This window comes from Geomesophilobacter sediminis, from assembly GCF_016458275.1.
GTDB classification, from domain to species: domain Bacteria; phylum Desulfobacterota; class Desulfuromonadia; order Geobacterales; family Geobacteraceae; genus Geomesophilobacter; species Geomesophilobacter sediminis.
The window spans coordinates 70187-94498 of record NZ_JAEMHM010000015.1; the positions used below are offsets into that span (position 1 = coordinate 70187).

General features: G+C 63.3%; 19 protein-coding genes and 1 riboswitch. Of the genes, 11 read left to right on the forward strand and 8 right to left on the reverse strand.

The window, feature by feature from the left end; all coding sequences use genetic code 11:
* Positions 1–286: 286 nt before the first annotated feature.
* Positions 287–365: riboswitch (cyclic di-GMP riboswitch) on the forward strand.
* Positions 366–456: 91 nt separating this feature from the next.
* On the forward strand, positions 457–2028 hold the full coding sequence (locus JFN93_RS17725; protein WP_199385464.1) for an Lcl domain-containing protein: 1572 nt from the start codon (positions 457–459) through the stop codon (positions 2026–2028).
* 268 nt (positions 2029–2296) lie between these two features.
* Here JFN93_RS17725 and argJ read toward each other — a convergent pair whose 3' ends face one another.
* From argJ to JFN93_RS17755, 6 genes are all read right to left on the reverse strand, one after another.
* Entirely contained in the window at positions 2297–3472 is a 1176-nt protein-coding gene (gene argJ, locus JFN93_RS17730; RefSeq protein ID WP_199385465.1) for a bifunctional glutamate N-acetyltransferase/amino-acid acetyltransferase ArgJ, read from the reverse strand.
* Between the two features lie 95 nt (positions 3473–3567).
* The gene (locus JFN93_RS17735; protein WP_199385466.1) at positions 3568–3903 is read right to left on the reverse strand and encodes a DUF2845 domain-containing protein; all 336 of its coding nucleotides are present in this window, start codon (positions 3901–3903) and stop codon (positions 3568–3570) included.
* 319 nt (positions 3904–4222) lie between these two features.
* Positions 4223–4492: a hypothetical protein gene (locus JFN93_RS17740; protein ID WP_199385467.1), complete on the reverse strand. Its 270-nt coding sequence runs from the start codon at positions 4490–4492 to the stop codon at positions 4223–4225.
* Between the two features lie 235 nt (positions 4493–4727).
* Complete coding sequence (locus JFN93_RS17745) at positions 4728–6266, reverse strand: MFS transporter (RefSeq protein ID WP_328754256.1); 1539 nt, start codon at positions 6264–6266, stop codon at positions 4728–4730.
* A 364-nt stretch (positions 6267–6630) separates the two neighbouring features.
* Positions 6631–9078 carry a molybdopterin-dependent oxidoreductase gene (locus tag JFN93_RS17750; RefSeq protein WP_199385468.1) on the reverse strand — a complete coding sequence of 816 codons (2448 nt, stop codon included), beginning with the start codon at positions 9076–9078 and terminating at the stop codon, positions 6631–6633.
* A 65-nt stretch (positions 9079–9143) separates the two neighbouring features.
* Positions 9144–11156 (reverse strand): FAD-dependent oxidoreductase, encoded by a 2013-nt coding sequence (locus JFN93_RS17755; protein WP_199385469.1) that lies wholly within the window; start codon positions 11154–11156, stop codon positions 9144–9146.
* 338 nt (positions 11157–11494) lie between these two features.
* On the opposite strand from JFN93_RS17755, the gene JFN93_RS17760 reads away from it, so the two are divergent.
* Both JFN93_RS17760 and coaE read left to right on the forward strand, forming a co-directional pair.
* Complete coding sequence (locus JFN93_RS17760) at positions 11495–13138, forward strand: DUF342 domain-containing protein (RefSeq protein ID WP_199385470.1); 1644 nt, start codon at positions 11495–11497, stop codon at positions 13136–13138.
* Between the two features lie 294 nt (positions 13139–13432).
* Positions 13433–14041, forward strand: coding sequence for a dephospho-CoA kinase (gene coaE / locus JFN93_RS17765; protein ID WP_199385471.1), 609 nt, complete (start codon positions 13433–13435; stop codon positions 14039–14041).
* 110 nt (positions 14042–14151) lie between these two features.
* On the opposite strand, the gene JFN93_RS17770 is transcribed toward coaE, so the two are convergent.
* Complete coding sequence (locus JFN93_RS17770) at positions 14152–14934, reverse strand: IclR family transcriptional regulator (protein ID WP_199385472.1); 783 nt, start codon at positions 14932–14934, stop codon at positions 14152–14154.
* Between the two features lie 289 nt (positions 14935–15223).
* On the opposite strand from JFN93_RS17770, the gene JFN93_RS17775 reads away from it, so the two are divergent.
* Entirely contained in the window at positions 15224–16798 is a 1575-nt protein-coding gene (locus JFN93_RS17775; protein ID WP_199385473.1) for a sensor histidine kinase, read from the forward strand.
* On the opposite strand, the gene JFN93_RS17780 is transcribed toward JFN93_RS17775, so the two are convergent.
* Complete coding sequence (locus tag JFN93_RS17780; RefSeq protein ID WP_199385474.1) at positions 16776–18218, reverse strand: sigma-54-dependent transcriptional regulator; 1443 nt, start codon at positions 18216–18218, stop codon at positions 16776–16778. The genes JFN93_RS17775 and JFN93_RS17780 overlap by 23 nt on opposite strands.
* A 554-nt stretch (positions 18219–18772) precedes the next feature.
* On the opposite strand from JFN93_RS17780, the gene JFN93_RS17785 reads away from it, so the two are divergent.
* The 7 genes from JFN93_RS17785 (at position 18773) to thiE (ending at position 24310) form a co-directional block, all read left to right on the forward strand.
* Entirely contained in the window at positions 18773–19819 is a 1047-nt protein-coding gene (locus tag JFN93_RS17785) for a cytochrome c3 family protein (protein ID WP_199385475.1), read from the forward strand.
* 70 nt (positions 19820–19889) lie between these two features.
* Positions 19890–21137, forward strand: a complete 1248-nt coding sequence (locus JFN93_RS17790) for a cytochrome c3 family protein (RefSeq protein WP_236021792.1) — start codon at positions 19890–19892, stop codon at positions 21135–21137.
* 152 nt (positions 21138–21289) lie between these two features.
* Positions 21290–22102 carry a HAMP domain-containing protein gene (locus JFN93_RS17795; RefSeq protein ID WP_199385476.1) on the forward strand — a complete coding sequence of 271 codons (813 nt, stop codon included), beginning with the start codon at positions 21290–21292 and terminating at the stop codon, positions 22100–22102.
* Positions 22089–22511: a menaquinol oxidoreductase gene (locus tag JFN93_RS17800; RefSeq protein ID WP_199385477.1), complete on the forward strand. Its 423-nt coding sequence runs from the start codon at positions 22089–22091 to the stop codon at positions 22509–22511. Before JFN93_RS17795 ends, JFN93_RS17800 begins: the two co-directional genes overlap by 14 nt.
* A gap of 125 nt (positions 22512–22636) precedes the next feature.
* Positions 22637–22834, forward strand: a complete 198-nt coding sequence (thiS, locus tag JFN93_RS17805; protein WP_199385478.1) for a sulfur carrier protein ThiS — start codon at positions 22637–22639, stop codon at positions 22832–22834.
* Positions 22835–22874: 40 nt separating this feature from the next.
* Positions 22875–23657 (forward strand): thiazole synthase, encoded by a 783-nt coding sequence (locus JFN93_RS17810; protein ID WP_328754264.1) that lies wholly within the window; start codon positions 22875–22877, stop codon positions 23655–23657.
* Positions 23654–24310 (forward strand): thiamine phosphate synthase, encoded by a 657-nt coding sequence (gene thiE, locus JFN93_RS17815; protein ID WP_199385480.1) that lies wholly within the window; start codon positions 23654–23656, stop codon positions 24308–24310. The genes JFN93_RS17810 and thiE overlap by 4 nt, the downstream gene beginning before the upstream one ends.
* Positions 24311–24312 lie beyond the last annotated feature (2 nt).

Genomic DNA, 24312 nt, shown 5'->3' on the forward strand with positions numbered 1-24312 from the left:
TAAGGCAGCTTTTGAGCCTTGAGCTTGCTACTTCCAACGACATCTCTCACGGTTTGCCCCGCCCGGTTCGCCCTTAATCCGAATGCCATTCGGGCGCCGCTCCATACGATCCACAGGCCGTAACGATCGTGGCCCTTCCACTGAAACTTTTTTTGTCACAGCGTGTCAATTTTTGTCACTTTCTTCGCAAAGATGGCGACCCGCTTGGTGCCAAATCGGGCAGTTGGAGGGGGCAACCGACTGGCCCGGAAAATGCTTCAAATCTCCACACATTGCGGCCACCTCTTCGGTCAAATAGCAAACCCGGGGTAACCCGGGGACGCAAAGCCACGGGTCCTCGTCGTGAGGACAGCCGGGTTGCCAAAAAAGAGGGCGGATCGAAAGACGCCCCTTTCTCTTCGAACGGGGCGTTTTTTTAACGCCTCACCTGCACGTTAGTAGCTGGGAGGCTCCGCCATGCCACAGAGTACGTCACGCTCTTCCCTTTCCTTGTCCCACTCCCACCATTTCGCTGCCATGGCCCGATCGGGCATCCTAATGTTCCTCATGGTCCTGCTCGTTTCCTGCAGCGGCGGCGGTAACGGCGTTACGGGAACCTCGAAAAACAACGCCGGCCTGCCGGTGACGGCTTCCATCAGCGGCACCGTCGTCGACCGCAACGGAACTCCGGTCCCCGGAGTCACCGTCACCGCCTACCACAACAACGATCACACCTCGGTCACCGCGACTACCGACGCCCACGGGGCCTACGCCATCGCCGGCCTGCCTACCGGAGCCTGGACGGATTTTACGGTCTACGCCAGGAAAGCGGGGTTCGCGTTTTACCCGTCGACCGGCGCCGACGGCAGGGTCGGCAGGCAGGATTTCGACGGCGACTACCGTACGGTGGTGCGCTTCCTCACGCTGCCTACCCATGACGTAACCGCGAGCTTCACCGCATTTCGTCCCGGAGACCGGGAAGCAAGCCTGCCCAGGACCGGGCAGACCACGAGTTACGCGGCGGGCGACGACTTCTCCGTTGCAGCGGGAATCGCCTGGCCCGCGACCCGTTTTTCCGACAACCTCGACGGAACGGTCACCGACCACCTGACCGGGCTCGTCTGGCTGAAAAACGCGGGATGCTTCACCCCGAGCGATTGGTCCAGCGCCCTCACCGCCGCCAACAACCTCGCCAGCGGGGCCTGCGGCCTGGCCGACGGCTCTGCCAAGGGTGACTGGCGGATGCCCAACGTGAACGAGCTGGAAAGCCTGGTCGACGTCTCGCAAGTCAACCCAGCCGTTTCCGTGGCCAGCCCCTTCATCAACATCAATCTGGCCGCTGCGTACTGGTCCTCCACCACCTACGCACCGGTATCCTCCTACGCGCTGGCCATCCGGTTCAGCGACGGGCGATGGATCAACGGTTCCAACAACGGCTTCGACAATACCAAAGCCACTGCCGCCAACGCGCTGTGGGCGGTTAAGTCCGGTGCCGCCGGCACCGTTTCCCTGCTGGCGACGGGAGCGTTCTCCGGGCAGGGTGGCGGCTCCGGCGTCTCCTTTGGCGCCGGTGACGACCCGAGTCTCCAGATCGGCATCCCCTTAACCGATCCCAGGTTCGTCGACAAGGGGGATGGGACCGTGGCCGACACGGTCACCGGTTTGACGTGGCTCAAGCAGGCGGACTGCATCAACGACACCTGGTCCGGCACCCTCTCGGCCGTCAACAGCTTAACCAGCGGCCAGTGCGGCCTGACCGACGGCTCCACCGCCGGTCAGTGGCGGGTGCCGAACCGAAACGAGATGCTAAGCCTGGCGGATCGCGCCCCCACCTTCCAGATCGCGAGCTACCTCAACGGGATCGCCGGTCCCGACATGGTCACCGTAACCGGCCCAGTGTTCTTCAAAAGCTTCCGGATCTCCAGCTATTACTGGACCTCCACCACCAGTGCCGCCGATACCACCCGGGCCTGGACCGTCTACAGCTGTGACTTCGGGGCATACGACCAGCCGAAAAGCGGTACCGGATACGCCCTCGCCGTGCGGTAAGAGGGAGCGGTTCGCCCCGAGGGGCAAACAGTTGGCGAACAGACAGCAGAAGGCCGTGCCGGGTTTTGAGCCCAGCACGGCCTTCTGCTGTGAAAAGTGCGACATGGTGGCATGTCTATGGATTATGCAATTGCGGTAGTCGTGACCGGGTATGGGGGCTGCCCCCTGAGGACTCCCACTCCAGCGCATCAACGTGGGTCATTCGCGCCAGGAATGGCGCTCCCACACAGGGTAAGGCAGCTTTTGGCCGATGCCTAGGCGGTAAGGATCATGTGGTGTAATGGGCATTCTCGTGGACGTAGCCCTCGGTGAGGTCGCACCCCCACACCGTTTCTGAGTACGGGCCGCTGCCCAGCACGATCTCCAGGAACACTTCGCTTCGCTTCAGCAGCTCGGAAATGTCGTCCAGCGGCACTTCATTCATATCCATCGCGGCGTCCAGCTTCAACCGCTCCGCCCCCTGCCCGAAATAAATCACCAGTTCAGCTACATCCACCTGATACGCGAAGACCTTGCCGATGGCCATGACAAAACGGCCCCAGTTCGGGTCGGCGCCGTAGATCGCGGTCTTTACCAGCGGGGAGTTGACCACTGACTTGGCGGTCAAAAGGGCCTGCTCGGCGGTCTTCGCGCCGGAGACTTTCAGCTCGATCAGCTTGGTGGCCCCCTCCCCGTCCCGCGCGATCTCCTTGGCGAGATACACGGTCATCTCCTGCAGGGCGGCCTCGAACGCCTCCAGATCGACCGCGCCGGCGAGGCCGTTTGCCAGGAGAACGACCGTGTCGCTGGTGGAGGTGTCGGTGTCGACGGAGATCCGGTTGAAGGACTTGTTGACCGCCCGCTGCAGCATTGGCTGGAGCACGGCGGATGGGATGGCGGCGTCGGTCATCAGGTAGCTGAGCATGGTCGCCATGTTGGGCTCGATCATTCCGGCGCCTTTGGCCACCCCGACCAAGGTGGCGTTGCCCACCTTGACGCTCATGATCTTGCGCCGGGTATCGGTGGTCATGATGGCGTCGGCGAAGTTGAGCAAGTGGCGCTCGGTTTTGCCGAAGTCGTCCTGCAGCGATGCCGCACCTTTAACGATCACTTCCATTGGAAGCCGGCGCCCGATGACGCCGGTCGACGACGGGAGGACCAACTCAGGTGCGATCCCGCAGCTTTCGGCAACGAGCCGGCACATGCGCCGGGCGTCTTCCAAGCCACCGGTGCCGGTGGCCACGTTGGCGTTCTTTGAGTTGACAATGACCGCCTGCAACAGCCCGTCTTTTATATGCTCCCGCCCCACCTGCACCGGTGCACCGGGGATGGTGTTTTTGGTGAAGACGGCCGCGGCCTGACAGGGGACGTCGGCGAGGATGCCGCCAAAATCCAAAGTTTTGTCTTTGATGCCTATGTTTTTCCCGAACCAGGAGAAGCCGGGGACGATGTCGATATGTTCCATTACGTTCCTCTTTCTACTGTGCTTCCGCCTCCGCTGAAGCTCAAATTATGAGCGGCTTCGGCCGAGCCGATGCTGGCCGTCTGGATGTTCCGGGGTCAGTAGCCCCGGTCCAGGCTCTCGATCCTGACCACCCGGCCGTATTCCAGGAGAACCGCATACTGGAACTCGTTGGGCCCGAAGTTAAAGGTCCAGTCATCCAGCGTTACGAGTTCGGTACGCTCCGACGTTTTGCCACCTGGTGCACCGCGCTTCTCACGACGTTGGGTGGTGAAAGCCGGTGACCCGCATTTTCCCACGACTTCAGCAGCCGTATTTCCGAGGGAGACGAGCCCTCCGCTGCACCTCATGGTCCCCGACTCGGTCGCGAGCACTACATCATCGAATGTCGCCAGGGCGAAGACGGCTGTAACGACGCACAAGATCCGCTTCATTCTTCACCTCCCTTCCAGCAGGTAATGCCACAATGGTGGGTACCGTCCCGCCGCCAATCGTCGAACTACCCTCTCCACCTGGGACTTACTGGAAGAGGGGCTGGAGAACAGTCTGATGTGTCCTTAGCGGCTCTGCTCCGGCTTTCCGATCGGTTCTTGAGGCGAACTTGGCAGCCCGTGACAACGGGCGTTCATTCGCGCCTGGAAAGGCGCTCCCACAGGGTAAGGCACTACCTTGCTTGGTTAAAAAGACTCAATCGCGACAAGAATGTCGCTCCTGCATTATTACCGTTCGTTCTGCCTGAAACTAAAATCGCAGTTACCGGGGCTGTTCTTCTCGTTGACGCTTATAGTCGGAGTATGACGGTTGCTCCGGCTTTCCGATCCGTTCTTGAGGAGAACTCTGGAGTTCGTTTCTTGTTTTTATGCCTTCATAGATCCCTTGTTTGACGTGCTCCGCGCTGCAGCCGCACAGGCTGGAGATGATAACGAGTGCAGCAGGCAAAGTGATCATTCTGCTGACGTTGCGCATAATAACCTCCGTTTCAAATCTCGTGCTGATTAGCGTCCAATCTTCATACCAGGCCACCGATACCTCCCTCTCCTCATGGGAGAAGGTCGGGGTGAGGGGATTCGCCACGAAGCACCTGCCCTCACCCGCCCTTCGGGCACCCTCTCCCGGAGGGAGAGGGATCATATGAAATTGACGTACTACGGTGGCGGTCGTTCGCGCCTGGAAAGGCGCTCCCACAGGGTAAGCAGCAGCCTTCCTTTATAGGGAAGTGGATCGCGACAAGAATGTCGCTCCTACAGACTGGTAGCCTCTACTCTCCCTCGGTTGAGGGAGGGGTGGGAAGAACCAGGAACAAAAGGGTCATGGCGCCGTAGCCGGCGGCCAGGTGCCAGGTGAAGGGCTCCGGCGGGGCCCAGGGGAGAAACATCGCTCCGGACTCCAGCGGCGAGTGGATGACACCGCAGAGGGTCGCCAGGGCGGAGCAGAACATGAATGCGGCGGCCTGCTTCAGCTTGTGATCGATAAGCGCCGCTATCGCGCCTCCCCAGAGGAGCGAGGTGACGATGAAGCCGTTGCCGAGCATCAGGGTGGCATGGTAGGAGACGGCGAACTCCCCGGTCAGGGCCTGCGCCTTTTTACCGACGTTGCTGAGCATCAGGGCCAGCTCCAGTTGCAGCAGACAGGCGATCGCCGGCAGGAAGGAGAGCGCTACGGCGCGGGCATGACGCCGGGGCGACGCCTCAAAGGCTTGGGCGGTGATCTCCATCCCGATGAAGATCAGGATCGGCGCCACTACCGCCTCCGGTAGAAGTTCCACGAAAAAGGAGAGGTAGCCGAGGATTCCGCCCAGGCCGATGAAGATGGCGGTCGCCAGGGTGTAGCCGGCCCGTCCGCCCATGTCTTTGTAAGCGGGATGCCCGATGTAAGGGACCGATTGGATGACCCCGCCGCAGACTCCGGCCAGCAGGGTGCCGAACGCCTCCACCAGGAGGACGTCCCGGGTCGGATATTCGTCCCCGGCCGCCGCGGCGCTCTCGGTTACGTCCACCCCGCCGACCACGGTCGCGAGGGCAAACGGGAGGGACAACGGCAGGAAAGTCAGCGCCTTCGGAATGCCTTTTACGAACTCCAGGGTGGGGAGCGGCAGGGCGAAATGGAGTTCCGGAACGTGGGGGAGCAGTATCTGCTCTCCCGCAAGCAATCCGAGGCTCCCCAGCAGATAGTAAACGGCCGTGCCCATGGCTATCCCGGCCAGAGCACCCGGAACTCGGAAGGGAAGCCTCACCCGGGCCACCAGCGAGGCGAGGACCACTCCCAGCGAGAGGAATCCGGCCACCGGCGAGGTGAAAAGCTTCAGGGTGGGAAGATAGGCGATGAGGAGAAGCGCCACGGCGGCGATGCTCCCCAAAAGGCCGGCGCGGGGGACCGTTTGCCGCAGCCAGGGTCCGAAAAAGGAGGCGGCAATCTTGAAGATCCCCATCAGGACCACGGTCGCCATCCCGACCTGCCAGGTGAAGATGGCGTCGTGGGTTGCCAGGTAGGTCGGTCCCAGAACGCCGAAGGCCATGCCGAAGATGGAGGGGGTGTCGAGGCCGAGCGGCATGGCGGTCACGTCGTGGTTTCCGGTTTTCTTCGCCAGCCGCACCGCCATCCAGGTGAAGAGGAGGTCGCCGAAGAGGACACCGATGGCGCTTCCCGGGAGCATTTTGTAGAGGACGATGTCTTTGGGAATGCCAAAGGCCGTGGTCAGGATGCCGGCCAGGATGATCAGCCCGGACATGTTGTCGAGCATGAGGCCGAAGAAGGCGTTGACGTCGCCGACGGCGAAGATGCGGTACTGCTTGGACACTGGGCTTTCCCTCCATCTCCTTACCAATTACCCGTCTGCAGGATCCAGGAATGGCTGATGACGGTGGGCAGAGGCTGCCCACCCTACGTTACAGCTTGGCCTCCCACATGAAAAAATACGAAATTGCCCCTCAAGGGGGGGCTCGTTTTGGTTCTGCTCTCGTAAAGTCAGCGACCTTAAAAGCAAATTCCCCTAAATCCCCCTTTGCTAAAGGGGGACTTAAAACCGCTGCATTAGATACACACTGGTAAACTCGGTTTTCCTCTGCGTGCCTCTGTGTCCTCCGCGGTGAGCTTTGCCTTTTACGAAAAAAGGCCCCGACCGGAGTCGGAGCCTTTTAATTACATCATTGTGAGATTTTCCGCTACCCCTTCTCTACCTTGACCTCGACCAGGTTGCAGTTCCCCTGGAGCAGTGCATTGGCGTTCAGGCTACGGAAGTGCGACGGGACGAAGAGCAGCCCCGGCTGCACCTTCTGGCTCACCTTGGCTGCGGCGGTGATCGATCCCCCGCCGGCGCTGACGCGGACGTTCGCGCCCTCGGTGATGCCGAGCGCGGTGGCGTCGGTCGGGTGCAGTTCCACATAGCCGCTCGCCGAGACGGTGAGGTTGTTCTCGGAGCGGGTGGTGGAGGTCCCGTTGTGGAAACCGATCGGGCCTACCAGCATCTGGAACTTGGGCCGTGCCCCGGCGGCGGGCTTGGCGATCGGCGCGTAGGCGGCACCGGCCTTCACGGCGACTTTCTTGGTCAGTCCGTTGCCGGCTGCGGCATAGCCCGGAACGGCAACCGGGATTTCCTTGACCGGATCGATCGAGGAAGCCGGACCGGCAGCGATCCGGATCAGAAGCTCGCTCAGGATGGCGGCGTCGGCCTTGGCCTGGCCCGGAGGGTTGGAGGCCTTGTCGAAGCTCTGGACGCGGTTGTCGCCGCTGGTGAAGGTGCCGCTCTTCTCGGCCGGGGCCGCGGCCGGCAGGACCACGTGCGCCAGTTCGAGGAGATCGCTCTTGAAGATGTCCTGGACGATGAGGAGTTCCAGCTTGGCGAGCGCCTTGCGGATGCGGCCGTTTTCCGGGAAGGTGGTCGGGTCGCAACCCATCAGGTAGAGGGCCTTGATCGAGCCCTGCTCGATCCCCTGGATGATCCCCCAGAAGTCCTTGCCGTTGTCGGCGGGGGTGACCCCCATGTCGACCAGGCCGACGCTGTTGTTCTTGGCGTCGATCGGGAAGATGCCGCCACCCTGCTCGGTCGCGCTTCCGGTGAGGAGGGCGAGGTCGGCCAGGGCCGCTACTTTGTTCTTGGCGTCGCTGGCTCTCATCACGTCGGAACCGAAGAGGATGGTGACCCGGCTCTTGCCGGTGATCAGCCGTGCGGTATCGAGGAGGAGCTCTTCGGTCAGGCCGCTCGCGGTGGCAAGTTCGGCGAGCGACAGCGCCGCCAGGTCGGCCTTCACGGTCGGATCGGGATCCAGGTTACCCACCTCGATGAGCGCCTTCATCAGGCCGTAGGTGACCTGCAGCTCGGTCCCCGGAGTGTACTTGAGGTGCGAGTTGGCGAACTTGCGGAGCTTCACGTCGCGCATGTTGACCAGAATCAGCTTGGCGTCGTTCTTGGTGGCCGCCTTGATGACCCGGTATTCGGCATTGGTCGCCTCGGCATTCAAATCGGTGCCGAAGACGATGATCGCTTCCGCGTTTTCGATGTCGTGCAGGTTCTTGCTGGCGCCGGTGAAGCCGAAGCGGTGCTGCAGCTGGGCCTGGGCCTGCGCAAAGCCAAGGCCGGCTTCGGAGTCGATGTTCCCGGTGCCGATCCCCTGGCGCATCAGCTTGGCGAAGAGGAAGCTCTCCTCGTTGCTCACCCTCGGGGAGCCGAGGCCGGCCACGGCGGCAGCGCCGTCACGCCCGACGATCTCTTTGAGCTTGGTCGCGGTGTGGGCAAAGGCGGTGTCCCAGTCGGTCGGGGCCAGCGAGCCGCCGCCGACGCGGAGCATCGGTGCGGTGAGGCGCTCCGGGGAGTTCAGGTAGCTGTAACCGAAACGGCCGTTGATGCAGAGGTTGCCGTTGTTGTAGGTGTGGTCCTCGCTGGTCACCCGCTCCACGATGCCGTTTCTGACGTGGTACTCGATCTGGCAGCCGGTGCCGCAGAAGGCGCAGACGCTCTGCACCCGGGTGAAGCTCCAGGGACGCCCGCGGAACTTGAAGGGCTTGGAGATCAGGGTGCCGGTCGGGCAGGCCCCGACGCAGTTGCCGCAGAACTCGCAGTTGAGCGGCTTGCCGTCGACGGTGTCGATGATGGTCGCCTCGCCGCGGTTCACGATGGCGATCGCGTCGCAGCCGACCACCTCGTGGTCCACCTTGACGCATTTTTCGCAGAGGATGCAGCGGTTCGGGTCGCTTTCGATGAGCGGCCAGTCGTAGCGGATCTGGCGCCGCTCCAGAAGGGCGGAGTATTCCTGGCGGTTGACGCTCAGGTTGTAGCAGGAGTTCTGCAGGTCGCACTCGCCGCCGGCATCGCAGACCGGGCAGTCCAGCGGGTGGTTCACCAGCATCAGCTCCATCACCTTGCGGCGGATTTCCGCAAGGTTCGGCGACTGCGTGGTGACGTTGATCCCCTCCTTGACCGGCGTGTTGCATGCGGTCATGGTGCGGTCCACCCCCTCGACCTCGACCGCGCAGACGCGGCACGCCCCGGTCGGGGATACCTTCTCCAGCCAGCAGAGAGTCGGGATAGTGATGCCGACTTTCGCCGCGGCATCGAGAATGGTGGTACCGGCTTCGACCTGCACGCTTTTGCCATCAATGGTTAAGCTGACCATAGAAAACCCTCAAATATTTCAGTTCTTGAAATGGAATTGCACGGTGGGGCCAGGATTTTACCGCCCTATACAGCAACCATGGCGACGCGGTAGCAGCGGAGGCAACGTTCGGCCTCCCGGACCGCCTGGGAGTTCGCGAAGCCGAGCTCGACCTCGCAGTAGTTCCCCTTGCTCGCCCGCTCCTTGCCGTGGATTTCGGCCTGGTGCGCGCGGTGCGTGCCATCGAGCCAGGAGACTTTTTCGTTCTTGTCGTAGACACCGAAGTAGCTGAGGATGTCTTCCATCCGCTCGTCGTCGGTGAGGTCCACGCCCTTCCCTTCCAGGTAGCGCGCGATCACCTTGGCGGCACGGTGGCCGGAACCTACGCAGGCGACGACGGTGAGGGGGCCGATCTCGGCGTCACCGCCGGCGAAGACGCCGTCGCAGTCGGTGATCAGGGTACGGGAGAGCGGGTTGCCCATGCCGTCCTTGAGATCCTTGCCGTCGGCACCCTTCAGGGGGACGTACTTGGTGACGATGGTGCTCCACTTCGTGGTGTCGATGTTGAAATCGGCAGGGATGAAGGAGAGATCCGCATCCTGGCCGATGGCAGGGATGATGGTGTCGCACTCGATGATGAATTCGCTCCCCGGGACCGGCTCCGGCCGGCGGCGCCCGGAGGCATCCGGCTCGCCCATCTGCATCCGGATCAGTTCGACGCCGGTGACCTCGTTCTTCTCGTTGGCGACGACCCGGGTCGGGAGGACCTGGAACTCGAAGCGGACCCCTTCGGCATCGGCGCCGTCGACTTCCCAGACGTCCGCCGGCATCTCCTTGCGGGAACGGCGGTAGACGAGCACCGACTCCTCGGCCCCTTCACGCAGCGCCACGCGGACGCAGTCGATCGCGGTGTTGCCGCCGCCGACCACGAAGACCTTCTTGCCCATCCCGCTCGGCAGCCCGAGGTAGACGTTGCGCAAAAAGTCGATACCGCCGGTCAAAAAGCCCTTGTACCCCTTGTCCTCGCCTTCGACACCCATCGGCTTGGAGCGGTGCGCGCCCGGGGCGAGGAAGACCGCGTCGAACTTCTCCTTCAGCTCGGCCATGGAGATGTCCTTGCCGACGCGGGTGTTGTAGATGATCTCGACGCCCAGGGCGGCGATGATGTCGATGTCGCGCTGCAGGATGTGCCGCGGCATACGGTAGGGAGGAATCCCGACCGCGACCATGCCGCCGCCGATCGGAAGCGCTTCGTAGATGGTTACCGGGTACCCTTCCAGGGCGAGGTAGTAGGCGGCGGCGAGCCCGGCGGGGCCGGCGCCGACCACGGCGACCTTCTTGTTCTTCTTCGGCTTGGGCTCCATCGGGGGGAGCATGCCGTGCTGCCATTCGTAGTCGGAGGCGCTCCGCTTGAGGACCATGATGTTGATCGGCTCGTCGACGTTGGTGCGGCGGCAGGCGGTCTCGCAGGGATGCGGACAGACGCGGCCGCAGACGGCGGGCAGCGGCATCGAGTCGCGGATCGCGTCGAGCGAGTCGTCGTAGCGGTAGTTCTTCACCGCCTCGATGTAGCGCGGGATGTCGATGTGCGCCGGGCACTTGTCCATGCAGGGCGCGGTGTACTTGTCGATGTAGGCGTACTCCCTCGACAGGCTCTTCGCGCCGCGGATGTAATTGATGAAGGCGTCGCGGTAGTGGGTCACCGCGTCAAGCACCGGCACCGCCGAACTGGGGCACAGGGTGCACTTGCAGTTCTGGAGCAGCCCCGACAGATCGGTCAGGGTGTCCAAAAGCGCCTCGGTCCCGCGCCCTTCGACGATGGCGAGGAGCGCGTCCATCATGACGCGGGTCCCCTTCTTCCCCGGGGTGCAGCGGCCGCAGACGTATTGGGTCTGCACCCGCTTCATGTACTCGGCGACCATGGCCGGAACGTCCACATCCTTGTTGTAGACGATGAGCCCGTCCCAACCGATGAAGGCGGAAAGGGGACGCTCGCCATCGTAGGTGACGGGAAGCTTGAAGGAAGCCGGCTTGGCCTCGCCCCCCTTGCGATTGTCGATTATGTTCCTGCCCCAGCTGGAAAAGACCACCTCAGCCACAGTTGCCTCCGGAATAACTAGAAAATGCGCCTTTGAGACCGGCTAAATACTTGCATTTACTGTGAAAGACATCACTCACAAATTGTATACAGTATCCACTTTATTATCACAACGCTTCTAGCGAATCAAGCTAAAAATGCCCGAGAAAAGGCGTTTCCCGGCCATATTTCTGGCCTTTTACGCCCCCTTTTCCCCCTTCCGGGCACCGGGCCGCCACCCCCTCCCTGCCGCGCCCATCGGGGCTCGCGCCTCGCATTTTTTGCAGATTGACTCATTTTTTTCTAAGATATGCCGATAAGAGATGACAGACAGGGATTGTCAGGTTTCCGGAGGGGAACATGGAAACAGTTGGAATGGAAGACAGCGGAATTGCCCTTAAGGTTGGCGACGACGGCCACACCCTGGTGGCGACCTACACCCCGGCCCCGGGACGGTCGCTGAACCGCGGCGTTTTGGTCGCGGCGCTCAAGACCCAGGGGTACGCCGAGTGGCTGCTCAAGGACGAGGCGGTCGAGGGGCTGTTGCGCAAGGGACGTGCCGCAGCGATCGGCTTTTCCATGGAGATCGGGGAGAAGGTCGACGGCACCTTGAGCGTGGAGGTTTCCAGCGACCGGATGGAGGCGTGGCTTACCGCCACCCCCTCCCACGGCGGCAAGAAATTCGACGAGGCGGCGATCACGAGCCTTTTGATGGAGCACGGGGTGGTCTTCGGCATCGACATGGCGCAGGTGGCCCAGGTGGCCCAGACCGGCCAGGCGAACCACGTGGTGATCGCCCGCGGGATCGCGCCGGTACCCGGCGAGGACAGCCAGTTCGTCAGCCTGATTCCGGAGATGGCGGAACAGGCGCCGCAGCTCAAGGAGGGGGACACCGCCGACTACCGCAACCTGGGGGGGATCGTCTCCGTCTCTTTGGGCGACCCGCTGATGCGCCGCACCCGCCCCACCCCCGGCATCCCGGGACGGGACGTGACCGGGCGCGAGCTCCCCACCGAGGACGGCGTGGAGCTTCCCTTCGCGGAGGACATGCCTGGGGTCGCCTGCGACCTGCACGACTCCGACCTCCTCATCGCGGCCATCTCCGGGTACCCGGTCGCCCTTCCCAACGGCGCCACCGTCGATCCGGTGTTCCGGGTGAAACGGGTGGACCTCTCCACCGGCAACCTCCATTTCAAGGGGTCTTTGGAGATCGAGGGGGACGTCTGCGAGGGGATGGCGGTGACCGCTACCGAGGCGATCACCGTGGGGGGGATCGTCGAGGCGGCGCGCCTGGATGCGGGGGGCGACATCGAGGTCAAGGGCGGGGTGATCGGGCACGGCAAGCTGAGCTTGAACGACGCCGAAAGCTGGAAGGATGCCGCCCAGCTCAAGGCCGGGGGCTCGATCACGGTCCAGTTCGCCGAAAACGCCGTGATCCAGGCCGAAGGGGACATATTCATCAAGGAGCTCGCCATGCAGAGCGAGCTCACCTCCGGCGCCGCGATCCACGTCGGGGAATCGGGGAGCCGCAAGGGGCATCTGATCGGCGGGCTGAGCCGCGCGGCAAGCCTCGTCGAGGCGATCGTTCTCGGCTCGCTGGCCGGCGTTCCCACCGTGGTGGAGGTCGGGGTGGACCCGGCGCTCAACCAGAAGATCGAATACGTGCGCGAGACCCTCTCCGAGAAGGAGCGGCTCATGGAGGAGCTGGAGAAGACCCTGGCCTACGTGAAGGAAAACCCGGGAAGCATGGAACCCGGGCTCTTGCGGGTAAAGGAAAAGGTCCACACCAAGTACGAATCGGAGATCACCGAGCTCACCGCCGAGCTGAAGCGGCTTTTGAAGCGGATGGAGGTGAACGCTCAGGCCAAGGTGGTCGTGGAGCGGGATGCCTTCATCGGGGTGCAGGTCCGGATCGGCTCAAGCCGCCTGCTCGTCGAAGAGGACCAGATGCGCCCCATGTTCGTCCTCGGTCCCGACGGGGTGGAGGTGCACAGCCGCAGCTAAGGGGGGCCGCCTTTTATGAGATCGACGGCACCTGCGCCGGCCGTGCCGCGGATTTTCTTTCCGCCGGCATTGAGCCGGCGTTGATTTTCCGGTACCATGCCGTCTCCGAGGCCGACCGTTGGGAAGCCGGGCGGCCCAGGGGCAGTCTTTTCAGACTTCATCGTACTTGCGGGCGCAGCATCCTGCGCCCTACGGGTGGTGGGGGCGGCGCAGTGGGAAGGACCCGCGCCCTCATATACTTTATAGTGAATCGGCGTCCCTTCGTCGGGGGCATCAAGCAAGGAGGAACGATTCGTGCGCATCATCGGGCTCACCGGGGGGATCGCCTCGGGTAAAACAACGGTCGCGAGGCTTTTCGAGGAACTCGGGGCGGCGGTGGTGGACGCGGACCAGTTGGCCCGGGATGTGGTGTGCCCGGGGGAAGAGGCTTACCAGGCCATCGTCGCCACCTTCGGGGACCAGATCCTCCAGGGGGACGGGACCCTGAACCGGGCCGCCCTCGGCGCCATCGTCTTTGCCGACCCGGCGGCGCGCCGCACCCTGGAGGGGATCACCCACCCCGCCATCGCCCAGCAGGCCCAAAAGCGCCTGGCCGCGCTGCGCGCCGCTGGGCACCGAATCGTTTTCTACGTGGCGCCGCTTCTGATCGAGGCGGGGGTGACCTCGCGGGTGGACGAGGTCTGGGTGGTGTACCTGGACCGGGAAACCCAGCTGCGCCGGCTCATGGCCCGCGATGGGCTCAGCCGGGAAGCGGCACAGCAGCGGATCGACTCGCAGATGTCCATGGAGGAGAAGCGGCGCTACGGCAAGGTGGTGATCGACAACTCGGGAGATTTGGCCGCGCTTAAGGAGCAGGTGCTTAGAATCTGGCGGGAGGAAGTGGAGATGAGCGTCTCCTGGTAATTCGGGGACCGATCCGACCGATCGGGCGGATCCGACGGATCAGGATGACAAAGAAGAAAGCCCCGCCAAGTTCCCGGCGGGGCTTTCTATGTATTATCGCAGGCTGCCTACTATTTGTGGTAGCCGAGCTTGTGGGAGATCTCCTCGCCGGCCTTGACCACCAGCGGAATCAGCTCTTTCTCCAGCCGCTCGTCGGAAAAACGCATCGACGGGCCGGAGATGCTCACCGCACCGATGATCCGGCGGGTGTAATCACGGATCGGGGCGCCGACGCATTTCACCCCGACGTCCATCTCCTCGTCGTCGATCGCATAGCCGCGGTCGGCGACCAGACGCAGGTGCTTTTTCAGCTCTTCCCGCTCAACCATGGTCTTCGGGGTGTAGCGCTTCATCTCGCGGGCCGGGAGGTAGTTTTCCAGCTCCTCGTCGGTCATGTACGCGATCTGCACCTTGCCGGCGGCGGTGCAGTACGCCGGCAGCCGCGCCCCGACCCTGGGCACCACCCGCACCGTCAGGTCGGTCTCGACGACGTCGAGGTAGACGATGTGGGAGTCCTTGAGGATCGCGACGTAGGTGGTCTCGTTGCACTCTTTTACCAGCCCTTCGATCACCGGGCGGGACTGGCGCAAAAGCCCCATCTGCTTGATGAAGGTCTGACCGAGCTCCAGGGTCTTAAGACCGAGGCGGTAGTTCTCGGTCACCCGGTTCTGTTCTATGTAGTTGCGCGACTCCAGCGTCGCCAGGAGCCGGAACACGTTGTTCTTGTGCAGCTTGAGGCGCTTGCTCAGCTCGGTTACCCCGAGTTCGTCAACCTCATCGTGAAACTGCTCGAGAAGGTCAAGCGCGTGCGAAACGGCCTGGATGATGTATTCGGATTTTTCTTTTTTCGCCATGGGCTGCACCTGTGCTTTGGTTTTGAAAGTACCAAACGGTTTAATTAGGCTTTTTGCTATTCCATGTCAAGGGAAATAATCTCTTGATAAAACGTTTTAATCTTTGTACACTGCACCGACCCCAAACAGGGGTTGGTACGGGAGCGGCGGAAAAAAGCCATCATTCCGGCCCCTTAAAATGTTATACCAACGATAAAATATCGTTCTATAAATGTCAAGTCTGAAAAACCTCTAAAACGGTTGATTTCGGGAATAAAACACCCGAGCGGATTAGATTCACGGGGAGCGCATGCGTCTTCACCTGATCACCAAGCTGACCGCAGCGACCGGAGCGGTGCTCCTTTGCACCATGGTCCTCTTCGCCTACCTGAACCTCAACAACCTCAAGGGGCTCTTGCTGCAGGAGGCCACCCTCAACGCGGACCGCATCTCCGAGACCATCCTGCGCACGACGCACAGCCAGATGCTGCGCGACGACCGCCCCCTGTTCTACCGGACCATGCAGGAGATCGGCGGCCAGCAGGGGGCCGAAGTCCGGGTGGTGAACCGGACCGGTCGGGTGATCTTCTCCACCACCGAAGCGGAAACCGGCATGATGCTCGGCAAAAGCGCCGAGATCTGCCAGGTCTGCCACAAGGGGAGCCAGCTTCTGGTCCGCGCCTCGCTCAAGAACCGGACCCGGCGCTTCTACCGGGACGGGACCGAGTACCTCGGGGTCACCAACGCCATCTACAACGAGGAGAGCTGCTACACGGCCAGCTGCCATTTCCACCCCGAGGAGTACCGGGTCCTGGGCATCCTCGACGTGGTGGTCCCGCTGGACAAGATGCACGCGCTGCAAAACGCCTTCCGCAACCGGAGCATCGCCCTCACCCTCCTTTTGATCGCCATCACCTCCCTCTCGCTTACCCTCTTCACCCAGAAACTGGTCAACCGGCCGGTGCGCGAGCTTTTGGACCACACCAAAAGGCTCAGCCGCGGCGAATTGGACGGCAAGGTCCCCTCGTTTGCCAACGACGAGCTGGGGGAACTGGCCCAGTCCTTCAACCTGATGACGGCCAACCTGAAAAAGGCGCGCGAGGAACTGGAGGGGTGGGGGAAAAACCTGGAACAGATGGTGGAGGACCGGACCCGGGAGGTGACCCAGATCCAGGCCCAGCTGGTCCGCTCCGAGAAGCTCGCGAGCCTGGGGGAGTTGGTGGCGGGGATCGCGCACGAGATCAACAACCCGCTCACCGGGATCCTGGTCTACACCTCGCTGGTCCACGGCGACGAAAAGCTCGACCCGAGCCTGAAGGAGGACGTCGAGACCGTGATCCGGGAGACCAAGCGCTGCGCGGAGATCGTCAAGGGGCTCCTGGAGTTCTCCCGCTGCTCGACGCCGCACCTGGGCAACGCTTCGCTGAACGCCATCTCCGATGCCGCCCTCTCCATCATCGAGCACCAGACCCTGTTCCAGAACATCGAGGTGATCCGGGAGTACGACCAGACCCTCGCCCCGCTGGTGGTCGACCCGGGGCAGCTGGAGCAGGTGCTGGTGAACATCTTTTTGAACGCGGCCCAGGCGATGGATGGCGAGGGGACCCTCAGGATCGAGAGCGGCGCGGAGGGGGGGCAGGCCTACATCGTCATCTCGGACTCCGGCTGCGGCATTCCCGAGTCGCATCTGGCGAAGATCTTCGACCCGTTCTTCTCCACCAAGGAGAACAAGGGGACCGGTCTGGGGCTGTCGGTATCCTACGGGATCATCGAGAAACACGGGGGGACCATCGAGGTGCACAGCCAGGTGGGGGTGGGGACGACGTTTACGGTCCGGCTCCCGCTGGGGGAGCCGGCGCAGATCAGCTGCAGCGCTGCCCTTTGATGGAGATGCCGAGCTTTTTCACCAGGGCCTGAAAATTGGGACGCTGCATCCCGGTCTCCTCGGCGGCGCGGGTGACGTTCCAGTTGTTGCGCTCCAGGGCCTGCAGCGCGAAGGCCTTCTCGATCGGCTCGACCGCCGATTCCCGGATCAGCCGCTTGGTCTCCTTGAGCTCCTCGACGCTCAACGGGACGTGCATGGAAAGATCCTGGTTCTCCCTCCCCTCGGCGGTCTGCAGCTCCAGGTCGTGGCTTTCCACCAGGTCGCCCGCGCAAAGCACCACGGCCCGCTCGATGGTGGACTGCAGCTCGCGCACGTTCCCCGGGAAGGGGTAGTTGTCCAAAAGCGACAGGGCGTCCGGGGCGATGCCGCGCAGCTCCTTCCCCATCTCTTCGGAGAAATGCTTCAAAAAGTGCCGGATCAGGATCGGTTTGTCCCCCTTGCGCTGTCGAAGCGGCGGGAGGTCGATGGGGATGATGTTGAGGCGGAAGAAGAGGTCCTCGCGGAAGGTACCTTCGGAGACCATGGTGCGGAGGTTGCGGTTGGTGGCGGCGACCAGGCGGATGTCGATCGGCTGCGGGGCGGTGCCGCCGATCGGGGTCACCTCGCGCTGCTGCAGCACGCGCAGCAGTTTCGCCTGGGTGGTCAGCGAGATGTTGGCGATCTCGTCGAGAAACAGGGTCCCGCCGTCGGCGACCTTGAAGAGGCCGGTCTTGGTCTGGATGGCGCCGGTGAAGGAGCCCTTCACGTGGCCGAAGAGCTCGCTCTCCAGGAGGTTTTCGGCGAGCGAGGTGCAGTCCACCGCGACGAAGGGGCGCTTGCGGCGTCCGGAGTTGCCGTGGATGGCGCGGGCCACCAGTTCCTTCCCCGTCCCGCTCTCCCCGGTGATCAGTACCGTTGAGTCGGTCGGCGCCACCTGGAGGATCCGCTTGTAGACCTTCTGCATCTCGGGGCTCTCCCCGATCAGCCGCTCCAGGCCATGCTCCCGGACCTCGGGGAGCGCCGCGGTAGCCTTCTCCAGGCGCATCGAGCGCTGGGCCAGCGCGCTTCGGCTTTTTTCCAGGATCTGGGCCGGCTCGAACGGCTTGGGGATGTAGTCGAAGGCGCCGTTGCGCATCGCCTCGACCGCGGTGTCGACCGTCGAATACCCGGTAATGATGATCACCGGCACGTCGGGCTGCAGCCCCTTGATGGCGGTCAAAAGCTCGAGTCCGCTCATCCCGGGCATCTTCAGGTCGCTCAGCACCAGGTCAAAAGAGCGTTTCTGCATCAGCTCCAGCGCGAGAAAACCGCTGGCGCAGGTTTCCACCGCGATTCCCGCCTTCTCCAAGGCGCGGCGCACCCCCTCCCGGATCACCGCCTCGTCGTCCACGACGAGGACCAGCGCTCCGCTCTCCTCAGGAGCAGCTTCCACAGCTTCCATCATCACCTCCGGATGCGCATACCGCTGCCGCAGCAGCCTCTTGTGACCAGAGAAAGAAGCAGGGCCCACCGGTAACGGGGAGCCTCAGCCCGCCGCCTGGTCCACCGTTTGCGCCGGTGTCCGGCCAGGCCCAGATACGGAAATAAATTTTAATTACAAAGATACAATAGGCTTCTCACCAAGTCAAACAATCTAATAAGTATTTCGCCACTGTATACTTAATCTTACCTCTCCCCGGTGCGGCCCGCTCCCCTGTATATCTTTACATACACCCCCCCTTTTACCACAAACCGTCGCGATTGCAGCCGGTTGCACGCCGTTTCCGGAAACCGGCCCGCCCCGGCGCCGCCGGCTCGTGTAGCGTGTTTCTATACATCCGCGGGGTCCCGGGCCCGAAGGCGGCGCCCCGCGGCACCCCTGCCGTACCGTGATTCCAAGTGGTTAGAAAAAACTTTTGGGAACCCTCTCACAGTGGTACAGCATCTGCAGCAGGGAAGCCAGCGCAGCCAGATTGCAGGAGGATGTACTTAAATTCCACCCAAAGGAGACCTACCATGTCCCGACACCACCTTCTTTTCCTGATCGCACTGGCGCTTTGGATCCCCGGCATCGCAACCGCGGCGGAAAGCAACAGGGATTGCCTCGGCTGTCACGGCAAGAGCAGCATCGTGAAGGGAGACCAGGGTAGCTACCTGTATATCAACCCGCAGCAGTACGGCGCCACCTCGCACGCCAAGATCGGCTGCCCCTCCTGCCACGTGTCGGTCAGCGCCGCCCATCCCACCGACGGCATCCGTCCCTCGCGGGCCAGCTGCCAGGAATGCCACGGCGACGTCATGGCCGAGTACGGGGCAATCCGCCACGCGAAGAAGGCCGGCTGCTCCGACTGCCACGATCCGCACGCGGTCAAGACCAGCGCCTCCTCCTCCGGGGCCGACGTCAACCGTCCCTGCGCGCGCTGCCATCAGCGCCCGACCATGATCGCGGTGCACAGCAAGTGGCTCCCGCAGACCAACCTGCACATGGAGGCGCTCCCCTGCATCGCCTGCCATACCGGTTCCAAGGACTACATCATCAACCTCTACGTCGAGAGCAAAGTCGGCGTATCCGGGGACTTCTGGCTGGCCCCCCTCACCGATCTCAGGCGGATCGGCGGCAAGAGCGACCCGGCGGCCCTGGTGGACCGCAACGGTGACGGACGGGTCTCGCTGGAGGAGCTGCGCCAGTTCAACCTGTGGGCCAAGGACAAGGGGCTGCGCGTCAACGCGATGATGATGCCCAAGGTGATGACCCATACCTTCCAGACCCTGCAAAACCGTTTCGACTGCAGCTTCTGTCATGCCTCGGGGAACAAGGGGAACCAGGAGAGCTTCGTCTGCCTGCCGCAGCCGGACGGCCGCTACGCCCAGATCCCGGTGCAGCGCGGCGCGGTCCTGGAACTGATCTACGGCACGCCGGACTTCTACATGATGGGGGCCACCCGGAGCAAGGCGCTCAGCATCATCGGCGGCCTGATCGTCGTGGGCGGGATGATGATGCCGATCGGGCACGGGACACTCCGCTTCCTGAGCCGGAAGAACCGCCAGCACCATGACCACTGAGCCGGATCGGGTTCACGACATGAACAGAAATGGGGAGTATCCAACTACAGATCTCACAAGGGGGAAGGCCATGTTGCTACGAACCGTATTCCTTTCCGTTGCTGCAGTCGCCGTATGTGCCGCTTCCGCAACCGCCATCGAGCTCAAGGAGATCGCCTACGACACCCAGAAGGGGGGCAAGGTCGTCTTCAGCCACAAGGTCCACATGAAGCAAAAAGGGATCACCGGCAGCTGCAAGAGCTGCCACAGCCAGGTCTTCCCGCTGGACCGCAAGATCCACGCCACCATGGCCCAGATGGAACAGGGCAAATCGTGCGGCGCCTGCCACGACGGCAAGCGGGCCTTCCCGCTGTCGAGCTGCGCCCGCTGCCACCAGGTGAAGGACGTGGCCATCCAGGTCCCGGCCACCGGCCCGGTCCGTTTCAGCCACGCGCGCCACACCGGAAAGTTCCCGGACTGCGCCTCCTGCCACGAGAAACTGTTCCGGATGGGGTCCAACCACCCGGTCGGCATGGCGGCGATGGAAAAAGGGAAATCGTGCGGCGCCTGCCACAACGGCAAGCGCGCCTTTGCCGTGGCCCGCTGCGCCGGGTGTCACCCGACCAAGGAGGTGAAGTTCCAGATCGCCGCGACCGGCCCGCTCACCTTCAGCCACAAGAAACACATCGCCAAGAGCAGCTGTGCGGCCTGCCACAACAAGCTCTACACCATCGGCAACAGCCAGCATGTCTCGATGAAGGAGATGGAGAAGGGTAAATCGTGCGGCGCCTGTCACAACGGGAAAACCGCCTTCGCCCTCGCCAAGTGCGGCGGCTGCCACCAGTACAAAGACAAGGTCTACGCCGTGAAGCAGACCGGGCCGCTCCCCTTCAAACACGCCAAGCACCTGCGCAGCCTCTCCTGCGACGCCTGCCACGGCAAGGTCTACGCCCTGGGCGCCAAGCACCGTCCGGCGGTCACCATGGCGCAGATGGAAAAAGGGGCCTCCTGCGGCAGCTGCCACAACGGCGGCGTGGCCTTCGGGCTGAGAAACTGCGGCGCCTGCCACCCGGTGAAGAAGATCGCCTTCAAGGTGAAGCCGGTAACCGCATCCTTCAACCACACCAAGCACCTCTTCTACTACGACTGCACCGCCTGCCACGCGAAGATCTACAAACCGCAGCAGGGGGGCCCGAGCTACACCATGGCGCAGATGGAGCAGGGGAAATCGTGCGGCGCCTGCCACAACGACCAGCGCGCCTTCACGGTGGCGGGCAACTGCGGCAAGTGCCACGACATCGACAAGAAGTACCGCCGGGTGGAACATGCCGGGCTGTAGTCGATGATCGGATGAACAATGACCAGTGACCACGAAGGCAGGGGGGACGATTAAGATTAAAGTCTTTTGGGTCTTGGTACGATAAGGGAACTATCAGCCGAGGAGGCGCCGGGGAAGCCGGCGCCTTTTCGCCGTCCAGAAGGGGGAAAGGCATGTACCGAACGCTGAGTGCCCGGGCGGTCGTCCCGGTGGCGGTGGCGATCACGGGATTCGTGGTGATCTGCTGCGTCCTTCTCTACGCCTCGATGAAAAAGGACATGATCGACGGCGCCTTCGCCCAGGAGCGCAGCCTGGCCTCCACGGTCATCAAGAGCGCGCACTACACCATGCTCAAGGCGGACCGCGAGGGGCTCGCCAACATCGTCGCCAACATCGGCTCCGGCGAAGGGGTCGAGCACGTCCGGATCATCAACAGCGCCGGCGCGGTCGCCTTTTCCAGCCGCAAGGGGGAAACCGCCCTCCCGGTCGAGCGCGCCGTCGCCGACCTCTCCGCCGCCCGCGGCGGCCGGCTCTTCATCAACGGCGAAGGAAACGAGGTGCTGGCGATCCGGGTCCCGATCCCCAACGAGGACTCCTGCTCCACCGCGGCCTGCCACTTCCACCAGGCGGCCCAAAAGGAGCTCGGGGTGCTCGACATCGGCCTTTCCACCAAGCCGCTGCGGGGCAACCTGGCGGTGATGCGCAACCGGATGCTCGTCTTTTGCCTGATGATCCTCGTCCTCACCATCGGCGGGGTGGCCGCCCTTTTGAAACGCACCGTCTTCACGCCGGTGCACCAGCTCACCGAGTTCAGCGACGGACTGGTCGCCGGAGAGCCCCTGGAGATCCCCCACCACCTGGGAGGGGAACTGGGGCGGCTGGCGAAAAACCTGAAGCAGTCGTCCGAGGAGCTCAAAAAGGCGCGCCAGCTGGCGCGGCACGAGAGCCAAGCAGCACCGGGGACAGGAGCAGATGTCCAGCGCTAACGCCACCATGCTGCATAAGGCGATGATCCGGGAGCTCTTCGGGGCGGCGCTCTTTCTCGGGATCAGCGTCCTTGCGGTACGCAACTTCGCCCCCTTCCCCCCTCTTTCCGAGGAGGGGCGGGCGATGCTGGGGCGTCCCCCATCCCAGGAGATGCTCGCCGCCGCCCTCATCGTCTACAGCTTCTCCGCCATCGTCCACATCCTGGCCCGCATGACCAGCGGCTCGCCCAAGGCCGGCCCGTTCGCGCATGCCGGCTACCTCACCGCCTTCTATCTCTTCTTCCATTTGAGCGGGATCCTGCCGGAAAACTTCTGGGCCGTCTTCGCCGCCGGGGTCACCATCTTCGCGCTGGAAACCTACCAGATCCGCAACGCCGACGGGGAAGACGACGACCAAGAAAACCATTGACTGAACACTCCAATATTGCTAGTTTACGTCCTCTAGCACATACCCAAAGCTGCCCCGAATGAGGCAGCGCCGAGGCCGGCTGCCATCCGCATCCGGCTTTTTCCGCATCCAAGGAGAAGCAACACGTGCAGATCACCGTCAACGGCGAAACCGTAACCACGGAACCGGTCACGGTCCTGGCCTACCTGGAGTCAATCGGGATCGACCCGCGCCGGGTCGCCGTGGAGCTCAACCGGGACATCCTTCCCAAGGCGGAATACCCGGCCACCCTCCTTGCCGAGGGGGACCAGATCGAGATCGTTCAGTTCGTGGGAGGGGGGTAACCCCCTCCTCCGCGTTTTATTGAGAAATGAGGGAGAACCGATAATGGCTGAAAACGACAAGCTCGTCATCGCGGGGCGGGAATTCAACTCGCGGCTCATGGTGGGAACCGGCAAGTACGCGAACTACCAGCAGATGGTGCAGGCGCTCGAAGCCTCCGGGGCCGAGATCATCACGGTCGCGGTGCGGCGGGTGAACATCTCCGACCGCAACAAGGAGTCCCTGCTCGACTACATCGATACCAAGAAGTACACCCTGCTCCCCAATACCGCCGGCTGCTACACCGCCGAGGACGCCATCCGCACCTGCCGGCTGGCGCGCGAGGCCGGGCTTTCCGACTTCGTGAAGCTCGAGGTGCTCGGGGACGAGAAGACCCTGTTCCCGGACAACGAGGAGCTCCTCAAGGCGGCGGCGGTCCTGGTGAAAGACGGTTTCACCGTGCTCCCCTACACGAGCGACGACCCGATCGTCTGCAAGCGCCTGGAGGATCTGGGCTGCGCCGCGGTCATGCCGCTGGGGGCCCCGATCGGCAGCGGCCTCGGGATCCGCAACCCGTTCAACATCCAGATCATCATGGAGAGCGTGAAGGTGCCGGTGATCGTCGACGCCGGGGTCGGGACCGCGTCCGACGCCGCCATCGCGATGGAACTTGGCTGCGACGGCGTCCTGATGAACACCGCCATCGCCGGCGCGCAGAACCCGGTGGCCATGGCCGAGGCGATGAACCTCGCGGTGCGGGCCGGCCGGCTCGCCTACCTCTCCGGACGGATTCCGCGCAAGCTGTACGCGACGGCCTCCTCGCCCCTGGCGGGTCTCGTTGCGTGACCGCTGAAAGGTCCCCGCGCGTCGATTTCAACCTGTACCTGATCACGGACCGCACCCAGACCCGCGACCGCAACCTCGAGTTCGTCCTCGAGGAGGCGCTGCACGGCGGAGTCCGCGCGGTACAGCTGCGCGAGAAGGACCTCTCCTCCAAGGCACTTTACGAACTGGCTTACGACCTCAGGCGGCTCACCTCCCGTTACAACGCCCGCCTGATCATCAACGACCGCACCGATGTGGCGCAGGCGGTGGACGCCGACGGCGTTCACATCGGGGTCAACAGCCTCCCCCTGTACAAGGTACGCCGGCTGATCGGGGACAAGAAGCTGATCGGGGTCTCCTGCCACAACCAGGTCCAGGCGATCACGGCGCAGGAGATGGGCGCCGACTTCATCACCTTCGGACCGGTGTACTACACCCCCTCGAAGGCCGCCTACGGCGAGCCGGTCGGTGTCGAGCGGCTCGCGGAGGTCGCGGAGCTGCTGGAAATCCCCGTCTTCGCCCTGGGAGGCGTCAAAAGGAAGCACTGCGGGGAACTGCTTGCCGCGGGGGCGCACGGAGTCGGGGTCATCTCGGCCATCCTCTCCGCCCCCGATCCGCGCCGCGCGGCCCGCGAGCTGCGCGGGTTCTTGCCCGCTTCGGAGCCACGCAACTGAAC